The organism is Pseudomonas sp. GW821-FHT09C09, from assembly GCF_059418105.1.
On record NZ_JBWKPF010000011.1, the window covers coordinates 129,025 to 142,138 of the forward strand.

Annotated in this window: 8 protein-coding genes; 4 read left to right on the forward strand and 4 right to left on the reverse strand. The window is 63.1% G+C overall.

Translation table 11 applies throughout. The annotated features are described in order from the left end of the window. Positions 1-2: 2 nt before the first annotated feature. The 3 genes from AC07NR_RS27940 to AC07NR_RS27950 form a co-directional block, all read right to left on the reverse strand. On the reverse strand, positions 3-1,595 hold the full coding sequence (locus AC07NR_RS27940; protein WP_096822022.1) for a DHA2 family efflux MFS transporter permease subunit: 1,593 nt from the start codon (positions 1,593-1,595) through the stop codon (positions 3-5). Beyond that, positions 1,592-2,713, reverse strand: a complete 1,122-nt coding sequence (locus AC07NR_RS27945; RefSeq protein ID WP_248740959.1) for an HlyD family secretion protein — start codon at positions 2,711-2,713, stop codon at positions 1,592-1,594. Before AC07NR_RS27945 ends, AC07NR_RS27940 begins: the two co-directional genes overlap by 4 nt. Positions 2,714-2,809: 96 nt before the next feature. Then, complete coding sequence (locus AC07NR_RS27950) at positions 2,810-3,574, reverse strand: AraC family transcriptional regulator (RefSeq protein ID WP_495079907.1); 765 nt, start codon at positions 3,572-3,574, stop codon at positions 2,810-2,812. Positions 3,575-3,671: 97 nt separating this feature from the next. Here AC07NR_RS27950 and AC07NR_RS27955 point away from each other — a divergent pair, with 97 nt between their 5' ends. From AC07NR_RS27955 to AC07NR_RS27970, 4 genes are all read left to right on the forward strand, one after another. Continuing rightward, positions 3,672-4,805 carry an MFS transporter gene (locus tag AC07NR_RS27955; RefSeq protein ID WP_495079908.1) on the forward strand — a complete coding sequence of 378 codons (1,134 nt, stop codon included), beginning with the start codon at positions 3,672-3,674 and terminating at the stop codon, positions 4,803-4,805. A 105-nt stretch (positions 4,806-4,910) separates the two neighbouring features. Beyond that, positions 4,911-6,638 (forward strand): ShlB/FhaC/HecB family hemolysin secretion/activation protein, encoded by a 1,728-nt coding sequence (locus AC07NR_RS27960; protein WP_495079909.1) that lies wholly within the window; start codon positions 4,911-4,913, stop codon positions 6,636-6,638. Between the two features lie 94 nt (positions 6,639-6,732). After that, a complete protein-coding gene (locus AC07NR_RS27965; protein WP_495079910.1) occupies positions 6,733-11,202 on the forward strand; it encodes a hemagglutinin repeat-containing protein in 4,470 nt (1,489 codons plus the stop codon). Between the two features lie 145 nt (positions 11,203-11,347). Continuing rightward, on the forward strand, positions 11,348-12,076 hold the full coding sequence (locus AC07NR_RS27970; RefSeq protein ID WP_305836507.1) for a class II aldolase and adducin N-terminal domain-containing protein: 729 nt from the start codon (positions 11,348-11,350) through the stop codon (positions 12,074-12,076). Between the two features lies 1 nt (position 12,077). On the opposite strand, the gene AC07NR_RS27975 is transcribed toward AC07NR_RS27970, so the two are convergent. Continuing rightward, complete coding sequence (locus AC07NR_RS27975) at positions 12,078-13,112, reverse strand: GlxA family transcriptional regulator (protein WP_495079911.1); 1,035 nt, start codon at positions 13,110-13,112, stop codon at positions 12,078-12,080. Positions 13,113-13,114: the final 2 nt, after the last annotated feature.

Consider the following 13,114-nt stretch of genomic DNA (forward strand, 5'->3'; position numbering starts at 1 on the left):
GGTCAATGTGCATCGGCACTCGGCGCGGCCGGTGGTTGCACCTTGCGCATCAAGGGCACCATCGCCGTGGCGATCACGAAGCACACCATGATCATCAGGAACGTATCGCCGTAGGTCTGGGTCTGCGCCTCGCGGTAGGTCAGCAGCCATAACTGATGCAGGCCGGCGGTGATGCCCACGTCACCGCTCTGACCCAGTGCGGCGAAGTTGCCGCCGACCTGGGCCAGCCACTGGTTCAAGGCTTCGTTGCTGCTGTTCAGATGCTCGGCCAACCGGGTGAAGTGCAGGTTGGTGCGGTCGTTGAGAATGGTCGCGCACGCGGCAATCCCGATTGCACCGCCCAGGTTGCGCATCAGGTTGAACAGGCCCGAGGCGTGCTTCAATCGCGCCGGGGCCAGACCGCCAAGGGTCAACGTCACCGCTGGCGGCACCGCCAGTTGCTGGGCAATCCCGCGCAGGGCTTGCGGTAGCATCAACTGCCCGGCACCCCAATCGTGGGTGATCGGACTGAATTCCCACATCGACAAAGCGAACAACGCCAGGCCCGCCATCATGATCCAGCGCAGGTCGATGCGATTGGCCAGAAAGGCGTACAGCGGAATCGCCATGATCTGGAACACCCCGGTGGAAAAAACCGCCAGGCCAATGTCCAGCGCACCGTAGCCGCGCACTCGGCCAAGAAACAACGGCGTCAGGTAAATCGTCGCGAACAGGCCGATGCCAGTGACGAAGGAAAAGAAGCAGCCGAGGGCGAAATTGCGATCCTTGAGGGCGCGCAGGTCGACGATCGGATTGGCCACGTGCAGCGTGCGGCCGACGAACGCCACGCCGGCCAGGGCGCTGATCCACGCGGTGGTCAGAATTGTCTGGTCGCTGAACCAGTTCCAGCGCGGACCTTCTTCGAGGGTGTATTCCAGGCAGCCGAGAAACAGCGCCAGAAACACCATGCTCAGATAATCCGCGCCCTTGAGCAGCGACAGTTCCGGCTGGTCGATCTTGACCAGCATTGGCACCGCCACGGCAACGAAAATCCCCGGTACCAGATTGATGTAGAACAGCCAGTGCCAGGACGAAATGTCGGTGATCCAGCCACCGATCACCGGGCCCAATGTCGGCGCCAGCGACGCCACGGCGCCGATGGTCGCAGCGGCGATCACTCGCTGTTTGCCGGTGAAGAAAAAGAACGCCGTGGTGAACACCAGCGGAATCATCGAGCCGCCGAGAAACCCTTGCAGCGCCCGAAAGGCAATCATGCTCTGGATGTTCCAGGCTGCGCCGCACAACAGGCTGGCAAGGGTGAAACCGACCGCCGAGGCGCAGAACAGCCAGCGTGTGGAGAACACCCGTGACAGCCAGCCCGACAGCGGAATCACGATGATTTCGGCGATCAGGTAACTGGTCTGCACCCAGGCCGTTTCATCGGTGCCGGCGGACAGTCCGCCGCCGATATCCCGCAGCGACGCCGAGACGATCTGGATGTCCAGCAGCGCGATGAACATGCCGATGCACATGGTGGCGAAGGCGAACACTTTGGTCGCCGTCGCCATCTCGGCGGCATTGAACGGCTGTGCAGGGACGGCGAGGGCGCGGCTCATGGCGCGCTGGCCACGGCGGTGGTTTCAGGCTGGGCGCGGGTGTCGACTTCCGCAGTCACCGACAGGCCCGGACGCAGATGACCGAGCACGCTGTCGGCGGGGTCGAGCAGGATCCGCACCGGCACCCGCTGGACGATTTTGGTGAAGTTGCCCGTGGCGTTTTCCGGCGGCAGCACGCTGAACTGAGAACCGGTGGCCGGGGCGAGGCTGTCGAGGCGGCCATGGAATTCCTGGCCGGACAGCACGTCGGCGCGGATGCTTACGCGCTGGCCCGGTTTCATCCGCGCCAGTTGGTCCTCTTTGAAATTGGCATCGACCCACAGACCGCTGGCCGGCACCACCGACAACTGTTGCGAACCGGCCTGGGCATAAGCGCCGACCCGCGCGCGGCGGTTGCCGATCACACCGTCGACCGGGGCGCGCAGTTCGGTGTAGCCAAGGTTGAGTTGCGCCAGATCACGCTCGGCCCGGGCTTGCTGGAGGGCGGCGCGGGCCTGTTGTTTCTGGGTTTCGATCACCGAGAGCTGGCGTTGCGCTGCGAGCAATTCGGCCTGGGCCTTGGCGCTCAGGGCTTGGGCGGTCTTGAAAGTGGCGTCGGCCCGTTGTGCGGCTTCCACCGAGACTGCATTGGTAGTGACCAGACGTTTGTAGCGTGCGTTGTCGTCCCGGGAACGGGCGGTTTCGGCGCCGGCGGCATCGATGCCGGCGCGGGCCTGACCGATCACTGCTTGCTGCAATTGTTCGGTGGCATCGAGGTTGGCCAGCAGTGCTTCTTCAGCGGCGACCGCACCTTCGGCCTTGGCCAGATTGGCGCGATAGTCCCGGGCGTCGAGGCGGATCAGCACGTCGCCGGCCTTCACGGACTGGTTGTCGCTGACCAGCACCTCTTCGATGTAACCGGCGACTTTCGGACCGATGACCGTGACGTCGCCGCCGATGTAGGCATCGTCGGTTTCTTCGAGAAAGCGTCCGGCGCCCCACCAATGCACGGCATACAGCCCGGCGAGCACCAGCGCGGTCAGCCCCGCAGTGGGCAACAGCAGGCGTTTGAGCAGGGGAGGTTTGGGAGCGCTGACCGGAACGGCGAGGTCGGGTTCAACGGTGGGCATGCTGGTCATGGCGTAATACCTGCGAAGCGAGGTTGTTATTACGGCTGTAATATGACGCGAGTAATATTTTGTGGCAATTGATTTTTATCGCCGGTCGTCAGTTGCTTATCTGAGCCAGGTGCCGGGTGTGCTGCCGGTCATGGATTTGAAGAACGCAATGAATGCGCTGTCGCTGGCGAAGCCCAGTTCAAACGCGCAATAGCCGAGGTTGCGCCCGATAGCGAGCAATTCCATGGCGCGCATCAATCGCCATTGCTGGCGCCATTGCTGATAGCTCATGCCGGTTTCGCGCTGGAAGATCCGGCCGATGGTGCGGCTGCTGGCGCCGATCTGTTGCTCCAGCACTTGCAGTTCCGGCGGCAGTCGCTCGGGGTGTGTCAGCAGGGGAGCCAGGCGTTTGTCTTTCGGCAGGGGCAGGAGCATCGGTTGCTGCGCCGCCTCGCGGATTTCACTCAGGCACAGCCCCAGCAGATGGACGAATTTGCCCTGCTGCCAATCGGTATCGAAATCAGCAATCGCCATCGGTTCCAGCACCGCGCGCAGCAGCGGGCTGACCTCGATCACGCAAACCTGTTGCGGCAGGTCACGGCACAACTCGGGCGTCAGGTAGATGGAGCGGTAATCGACGCTTTGCTGCATCACCGCCCGATGCGTGACGCCACCGGGAATCCACGCCGCCCGCGACGGCGGCAGCAGGCACAGCTGCTGCGCCAGGGTGATGCGGGTGCAGCCTTGGCGGGTGTAGAGCAGTTGCCCGCGCTGATGCCGATGCAGGCCGGAGTCGTGATCGCCGAGGGTGGAGGCGATGCCGATGACCGGCGCCGGGAAGCGATCCGGGTCAAAACGGTCGTGGGCTTCGAGCCAGGCCATGGGTTGTCCGATTTCAACGATAAATTGTCAGGATTCGGATAATACGCCAGCCACGGCTTTTTAAACTCCTCGGCGTTTTTGTTGAGGAGTCAGGGTGATGAGCCATAGAAAGTTTTTGATGTTGGCGATTGCACTGCTGATGTTTCCGCAGATCGCCCAGACGTTGTTCAGCCCGGCGCTGGGGGATATCGGCCGGGCGTTCGATGTTGCTCCGCAAGTGGCGGCGCAGACCTTGTCGGTGTACTTCCTGGCGTTTGCCTTTGGCGTGGTGACGTGGGGGCGGGTGTGTGACCGGATTGGCCGGCGGCCTTCGATGCTCGCCGGTCTGGCGATTTATGCGATTGCCTGCGCATTGGGCTTGAGCGTTCGCAGCTTCAACGGCTTGTTGATGGCCCAGGCACTGGCGGCATTCGGCGCTGCTGTTGGCTCGGTGGTGACACAGACTTTATTGCGCGATCGTTTTCGCGGAACCGAACTGGCCCAGGTGTTTTCTCTGGTGGGCATGGCGCTGGCGGCCAGCCCGGCCATCGGTCTGTTCAGCGGGGCGAGTCTGGTTCAAGGCTTTGGTTATCGCGGCGTGCTCGCTGCGTTGTTGCTGCTGGCGTCGATCTTGTGGATCTGGAGTTGGCGCAACCTGCCGGAAACCCGTCCGTCGCAACTCACCTCCGTCGGCCTGTTCGCAACCATGGGCGACATGTTGCGCGATCCCGGCATCTGGCGTTCGGCGCTGTGGATCGCATCGTTCAACGTCGCGTTGTTCAGCTATTACAGCCTCGGACCTTTCCGGTTCGAACGTCTCGGCCTGAGCGGCGAGTGGTTCGGCTACAGCGGCGTGATGCTCGCATTGGCCTCAGGGTTTGGAGCATGGCTTAACAAAAAATTGCTGCAAATCGGTTGCCGTCCACTGCAGTTGATTCGCCTGGCTGCGCTGACCGGTTTGCTCGGTGGCATCGGCGTGTGGCTGCTGGAAGCGCACGTCTGGTTCGTGCTGCCGATGCTCCTTGTGGTACTGGCGTTCGGCATGGCAATCCCGAATATCCTCGGTGCAGCCTTGCGCAATTACACGGATCGTTTGGGCACCGCCGGTGCATTGCTGGGGCTGTTTTATTACCTGCTGATCGGGGCGGGATTGATGTTGGCGGCGTGGTCTCAGGCCCTCGGGGAAACCCTGATGATCTGCAACTTGCTGGCGTTATCGCTGGCGATCCGCGCTAAAAACGCATTTGTTTAAGAAATGTAAGCGATGTAGGAAGCGTCTTGCATTTGTGTAGGAAGGCTCTGACTATCACTGCAATTGATGGGATGGCATTAAGCCATTTGATTGCAAGGATGTTGAGTGCCGTATTCGATTCGCGCTGTTTCTCGTCGTAGTTATCTGCCTCGTCCGCTGTTGTCGGCCTTGTTGTTGAGTGTGTGTGCGCCCAGCGTTTTCGCCGCCGAACTGTCGAATCCTGGCCAGGAAGTGCTGCGCCAGCAGCAACAGCAACAGCGCGATCTGCAACAACTGCAGCTTGAACAGCGCAAGCGGCAACTGGAGCGCGGCGCGTTCGGCCCGACGCCTGCCACCCCGGCCATTCCCGATTCGATCAAACCCGACGAACGCTGCTGGCCCCTGAGCGGTACGCGCATCGGCGGGGTCACGCTGATCGACAAAGACCAGCTCAACGCGCGCATCCAGCCACTGCTGGCGCCGTGCATGGGCGTCGGCCAGATCAACCATCTGCTGGCGACCATCACTGCGCTCTACGTGGAGAAGGGCTACATCGCCAGCCGGCCATATCTGAGCAGCGCGCCGGCAGCGGGGCAGTCGCTGGATATCCTGATCGACGAAGGCTACATCGAGTCCATCGAACTGGCTGACCAGAGCCTGCCGGTGTCACTCGGTGGCGCATTCCCGGGCATGCTCGGCAAACCGTTGAACCTGCGGGATCTGGAGCAGGGCCTGGATCAGTTGAACCGTCTGCGCTCCCTCGATCTGACCGCCGACATCGCCCCCGGCAGCCAGCCCGGCGCGTCAAAAATCATCTTGCGCTCGCGTACTTCCGGGCAGTCGCGCTGGGCCCTCGGTGCCGGTTTCGACAACCTCGGCAGCGCCAGCACCGGGCGCGACCGCAACACGCTGAGCCTGAGCCTCGACAGCCCGCTGGAACTCAACGACCTGTTGAGCGTGAGTGCCAGCGACACCCTCAACCGGGGTGACCGCTACAACCGTAACGCCAGCCTCTATTACGCAATTCCCTATGGCTACTGGACGTTCAGTACGTTTGCCAGCCACGCCGAATACCGCGCGCCGTTCAAGCTCAGCACGCTGACCTTTCACAGCACCGGCATCACCGATCAGCTCAGCCTGCGCGCCGACCGCGTGTTGTGGCGTGATCAGAGCCATCAGCTCAGCGCCAACCTGCAACTGGCGCACAAGGACGTCGACAGCTACCTGGAAAACGTTCGGCTCGGCATTCAAAGCCCGACCCTGACCGTGGCCGAAGCCGGGCTCAATCTGTTCTGGCTCGACCGCGCGGTGTGGAATCTGGATTTCAACTACGCCCAAGGCCTGCGCTGGCTGGGTGCCGACGATGATGCCGATCACCAGGTCAAGAACCTGCCCAAGGCACAGTTTCGCAAGTACCGCGCCGGCCTCAGCCAATGGCGCAACGGCCAGTTCGGCGCGCAAGCCTGGCAATGGCAGAGCCAACTGAACGTGCAGTACAGCCCGGATCCGTTGCCGGCCATCGAACAACTGCTCGGCACCGACGATTCCGCCGTGCGTGGTTACCGGGTCAGCAGTGCGTCCGGCGCCAGCGGTGCGATCTGGCGCAACACCCTGCGCCTGCCGCTGCGTACCGATTCGACAGTGCAGCTTACCCCGCGTGTCGGTCTCGACCACGGCTGGATCAAGGCTGACCACGGCGCTCCGCTTCAACGCCTGAGCGGCGCCAGCATCGGCCTCAATCTGGGCTGGAAAAACCTGCAGTTGGATGTCGATTACCAACGCAGCCTCAACACCCCGACCGGCCTGCACCGCGAGCCTGAAACCTGGCTGATGCGGGTCGGATTACAGATATGAACGTCAGTGAACAACAGCCATCGGACCTGAGCGCGACAGCCGTGGCCTTCAACTCAACGCGCAACGTGATGCCGCACTACATGGAGAGTTTTTTATGCCAATGAATACCTTTGCGTTTCATCTTTCCCCACGGGGCAAACTGCGCTGGGCCATCGCCAGCCTGTTCCTGGTCGCTCACCTGCCGGGCGCCATGGCCGGCGGTGTGGTGGTCGCGCCCGGCCCTGGCGGCACCGCGCAACTGCAAACCCAGGGCGGCGTCCCGATCGTCAACATCGTCGCGCCCAACGGTTCGGGCCTGTCGCACAACCAGTTCCTCGACTACAACGTCGATCGTCAGGGCCTGGTCCTGAACAACGCCTTGCAGGCCGGGCAATCGCAGCTCGCCGGGCAACTGGCAGCCAACCCGCAATTGCAAGGGCAGGCCGCGAGCGTGATCCTCAACGAAGTGATCAGCCGCAACCCGTCGGCCATCAACGGCGCCCAGGAAATCTTTGGTCGCGCCGCCGACTATGTACTCGCCAACCCGAACGGCATTTCGGTGAACGGCGGCAGTTTCATCAACACGCCGAACGCCAATCTGGTGGTCGGTCGTCCCGAGCTGAACGACGGCAAGCTGCAAGCCTTGAGCACCCGCGACGCCACCGGCCAGTTGCAGATCCAGAGCGGCGGCCTGCGCAACGGCGAAGGTTCGATCAACCTGATCGCACCACGCATCGACAGCCAGGGTGCGATCACTGCCCGTGATCAACTGAATCTCACCGTCGGGCGCAATCAGATCGATTACGCCAGCGGCCAGGTGAAAGCCGTGGACCCGGCGGGCAACACCACCGATCAGCGGATCGACGCCAGTCTGTTCGGCGCGATGCAGGCCGGGCGCATCAACATCGTCAGCACCGCCGAAGGCGCGGGCGTGAAGGTCGGCGCGGTGCAAGTCGCCGGGCGTGATGGCGTACAGATTCGTTCGGCTGGCGACTTGAGCGTCAGCGGTCAGGCGATCCCGGACAGCCTCGACGTGACCCGCGCCGGCATTCGCAGCAGCCAGGGCGACGTCGGCCTGCACAGCGGCAAGGACCTGACTTTGGCCGCGACCGATGTCAGCGGTCGCGACGTGAAAGTCGATGCCAAGCGCAATCTGACCCTGACCACCGTCGAAAGCCGCAAGCTCCAGGAACAGCGCGAAAACTGGAACAACAGCACCATCGGCATCACCTGGGAAACCTACGAGCGCACCAAGACCGACAGCGATTCGCGCCAGCACGGCAGCCAGATCATCGCCAGCCGCGACGCGCAACTGTCGTCCGGCAAAGACACCGAACTGAAAGCCGCCAAGGTCGACGCGAAGAACAACCTCAGCGTGCAAAGCGGCGGCGACCTGCGCCTGACCGCCGCCACTGAAAGCCATGTGCAAACCGATCAGGGCAAGCACCGCAAACACCTGTGGAAAGCCGATTGGGACAGCAGCAGCGAAGAACAGCACAGCGTCACCAGCCAGTTGAAGGGCGGCAACATCGCCCTGCAAACCGCAGCACTGCTGCGCTCCGAAGGCGCCGAAATCGACAGCGCCGGTGACCTGCAACTGGCCGGCAAACAAGTGGAAATCACCACCGCGACCCGCACCAACCGCAGCAGCGATAACCGCTATTCCGGCGATCTGGTCGGCGGCGGTTTCTTCGGCAAGACCGGCGACGCCGACAAGGGCCAGACCCAGCATCAGGGCAGCAAGATCAACGCCGCCGGCAAACTGGTGGTCAAGGCCGACGACGTGCGCATCAGCGGCAGCCAGGTGCGTGGCGCCAAGGACGCCAGCGTGATCAGCGACAACGGTTCGTTGACCATTGATGGCGTGCAGGACACTTCGCACAGCAACAACCACGACAAGGACAGCAAGTTCTTCGGCATCACCAAGGACGAGTCCCGGCAGAACAGCAAGGACAGCACCACGGTGCGCAGCGAGCTGGCGTCCGACAGCAACCTCAAGCTGAAAAGCGCCAAGGACATCGAAGTCGCCGGCTCCACGGTCAAGGCCGGCGGTTCGCTGACGGCGGATGCGGCGGGTGATGTGAATGTGCATTCGACGCAGAACACCCACGACAGCAGCAACAGCACCCAGACCCGTGGCTTCGACGCTTACGCCAAGGAGCAGACGGCGGAGCAGTATCGCGCCGGTGTGCATTACGAAGACAAATCCCAAACCGTTACCGCCAATGACATCACCCAGCAGGGTTCCAGCCTCAGCGGCGGTACCGTGCAGGTGAAGGCGGGCGGTGACGTGACGCTCAAGGGGGCCGAGGTGAAATCCACCGCTGGCGACACCACCCTGAGCGGCAAGAACGTCTCGTTGCTGGCCGAGCAGGACAGCCACAGCACCTCGACCGAGACCCGCAGCACCGGCGGCGGTTTCTACTACACCGGCGGCCTCGACCGCGCGGGCAGCGGCGTGGATTTCTCGCACAGCACCTCGCAAGACACTACCGGCAAAACCACCGCGCAAACCACCGGCGTGCAGAGCAGCGGCAGCCTCAACATCAACGCTGACAAACTCGCCACCGAAGGCGCGCAACTGAAGTCCGGCAACGGTCTGAACGTCGCCGCCAACGAAGTCGACAACCGTGCCGCCAGCAACACCGAGAGCAGCACCCACAGCGAGAGCAACTGGTCGGCGGACATCGGCGCCAACGTCGAGTACAAAGACATCGCCCGGCCAATTGCCGGCGCGGTGAAAGACGTGCTCGACGGCAAGGTGCCGGACAAGGACGCACTGGCCAATCTCGGTCAGCCGAACGTCGGTATCGACGTGGCGGTCGGTCATGCCAGCGCCGATAAAACCGGGCAGGGCAGCAACGCGGTGGTCAGCCGGTTCGACGGCCAGACCGTGGACGTGAAGGTCGGCGGCACGCTGCACGACCAGGGCACCCAGTACAACGCCAGCGCCGGCAAAGTGAACATCAGCGCCGACAAACTGGTGGCCGACGCGGCCAGCAACACCCGCAGCAGCACCGACAACGCGGTGGATGCCAAGGTCGATGTGCGCGTCTACACCAAGACCGGTGAAGACGTGAACGTGGCCGGCAGCGGCGCGGGCGGCAGCAGCCAGTCGAGCAAGGACAGTTCCACGGCGGTGGTCGGCGGTTATGCCGGCAATCAGGGTGTGAACATCAATGTCGGCGGCGATGCCCGGTTCGAAGGCAGCCGTTTCGACGGTGGCCAGGGCGGTGTCAGCGTCAAGACCGGCGGTGATCTGGCGCTGAACCAGGCCAGCGACCGTCAGAGCAGCGACAGCTCCAGCCTGCGCGGCAACGGCTCGCTGACTGTCGGTACCTTGCCGGGTACCGATGGCACCAGCGTCGATCTCGGCGCCGGGTTCCAGCTCGATCACAAAGGCAACCAGACCACCGACACCCAGGCCCATGTCGCCAGCCTCAGCGGCAACGGTCCGGTGCAACTGAGCAGCGGCGGTAATCAGGTTCAGCAAGGCACGAAGATCGACAGCGCTGGCGCTATCGACCTGAAGGCCGACGGCAAGCTCGACCTGCAAGCGGCCACCGACACCCACGTCGCCACCGGCAGCAATCTCGGCGGCGGCCTGAAGGCGGGCGGCAGCAAGACCAGCAGCGAGAAGAGCCGCGATCAGGGCGGCAACCTCAGCGGCAACTTCAATATCGGCCGGGTTAACGAGAACACGCAGACCCTCACCGGTGGCCAGCTCAACAGCCAGAACGGCATCGCACTGAGCGGTGATTCGGTGCGCCTGCAAGGCACTCAGGTCAGCGCGCCAAACGTCAGCATCGACGCGCAGAAGGGCGGTTTCGTTCAGGAGTCCGCGCAGTCCACTGACAACCGTAACAACTGGAACGTCGCGCTCAACGCCGGTGGCAATCTGAGCAAAAGCACGCCGACCGCCGCCGATGAAAAAGTCAGCAGCGATCACGGCTTCAATGCCGGGGCCAAGGTCGGCGTGGATTACCTGCAAGGCACCACCCAGCAGAACAGCCAGATCAAGGCTGACACTGTGGTGCTGAACAGCGCAGGTGATGCGAGCCTGAGCGGTGCGCGGATCGATGCGCGCAACGTCAGCGGCAACGTGGCCGGTGATCTGTCGGTCGAGAGCCGTCAGGACTCCAGCACTCACGCCAAGGTCGATGTCGATCTGGGCCTGACTGCCAAGAAGACTCCAGCCGACGACAAGGGAAAACTCGCGGGCACCGACTACAAGCCGACACTGAAAGCCGAAGGCGAATACGCGCACAAGGACAGCGTCAAACAGGCTGCCGGCATCAGCGGTAGCCAGGGTGTGAACCTGACCGTCGGCGGCGCTACGCAGCTGACCGGCGCGCGGATTTCCGCCACTGAAGGCAAAGTCGATCTGGGTGGTTCGAAGGTCAGCAGTACTGACCTGAGCAACCGCGATTACGGCGTGAAAGCCGGCCTGGACCTGCCACACAAAACCGAAGAAAACGCACCGAAGGTTTCCCTTGAAAACGGCAACCTGAAAGTCGGCCCGGTGACCCTGAGCGGTCATCTGGACAGTCAGTCCCTGCAAGCAGGGATCGACGAAAAAGGTTGATTCACCATCAGTGAAACCGGCGGGGGCGAGCCAGCTCGCTCCCGCTTCTGATGTGCGCCTCTCTCAAAACGGCAGCCACTGTCGTTTCCCGTCAAGTCGATGAATGCATGCGCTCTACACTCGGGTGAAACCGGGAGGCCGCGCCATGCACGACAACGTCCAACACCTGAGAATCCAGCTGGCCTGCGCCCTGCGCTGGGCGGCGCGCTTGAACCTGCACGAGTCCATCGCCAATCATTTCAGCGTGGCCACTTCACCGGACGGCCGCGAGTTTCTGATCAATCCTTACGGCAAGCATTTCTCGCGGATCCGCGCCAGTGATCTGCTGTTGCTCGACGCCGACGATCCGGCCAGTCTCGACCGTCCGGACGCGCCGGACATCACCGCCTGGGCCTTGCACAGCGCCTTGCACCGCAACCAGCCCCAGGCCCGTTGCATCCTGCACACCCACAGCAAATACGCGACGACCCTGGCTTGCCTGAAGGACTCGCACCTGCCACCGATCGAGCAGAACAGCATGCGGTTTTTCGAGCGGGTGGCGATCGATGACGGCTTCGATGGCATGGGGCTGGGTGAAGAAGCGGAGCGCGTGAGCAGGCTGCTCGGCGACAAGCCGATCCTGCTGATGGGCAATCACGGCTTGCTGGTCGCGGCGCCGAGCGTGGCCCAGGCGTTTGATGATCTGTATTACTTCGAGCGGGCTTGCGAGGTGTACATCACCGCATTGGCCACCGGGCGCGGATTGCGTGTGGTCAGCGATGAAGTGGCGCGCAAGACCTGTCGGCAATGGCTGGATTATCCGGGGTTTGCCGACAAGCATTTCAACGCTTTGATGGGCATCCTCGATGAGGAAGAGCCGGCGTACCGACAGTGACTCACTCCTGTGACGAATGCGCCTTGCTCAACGGCTGGCGCATCACCGGCGCGCTCCACGCCTGACGCCGGTCCTCGCTCGGCGGGCAGCCGAAACGTGCGCGGTAAGTGCGGGAGAAATGCTCCAGCGAGCCGAACCCCGAACACGCCGCAACCTGGGCCACGCTCATCTGCGTCTGTTGCAGCAGGTTGTGCGCCCGGGCCAGGCGCAGGGTGATGTAGTACTTGAGCGGCGAGAGCCCGGTCTGATGTTTGAACTGGCGCTCCAGTTGCCGCCGCGACAAACCGACTTCACTGGCAATCGCCTCGCAGTCCAGCGGTTCTTCCAGCGCCTTTTCCATCAACTGCACGGCGCGGCGGATCTTGTTGCCGTACATCCCGCTGTTGCCCAGGCCGCCGTCGAGCTGATTGTCCGCCGGGGCGCGCATCTGGCCCATCAGCAGGTGCAGGCCGATTTCCCGGGCCAGATCAGGATCGATGCGCTGGCCGATCCAGCCCAGCAGCATGTCGAGAATGGTAGTCGCGCCGGCGCAGGTCAGGCGCTGGCGTTCGAGGGTGTAGAGCTGCGGTCGGGCGCGGACCTTGGGGTAACTCTCCTGAAAACCCTGCAGGTTGTCCCAATGCACCGCCGCTTCGTAGCCGTCGAGCACACCGGCAGCCGCCAGCAGTTCGGTGCCGGTTTCCACGCCGATCAACACCGCGCCGAACAACGCCTGCTTGCGCAGCCAGCTCTTGAGCGCGGGATTGCGGCTGTGTTGATGCACCTCGAAACTGGCCAGCACCACGCAGGCGTCGAAGGCCTGCTCGTTGTTCAAGCCAGCTTCGGCAATGCTCGCCAGACCGTTGCTGGCCGTCACCGGGCCCTGCTGCAAGGACAGCAACGTCCACTCGAACAGCGTACGCTGGCTCAGCCAGTTAGCGATGGCCAGCGGTTCCAGCACCGCCGCCAGACCGAAATTGGAAAACGCCGGCAACAGCAGCACCGCCACTCGCAGCGGTGCTTCATGGCGCGGTACAGCTTCAGCGGATCGGGTCATCG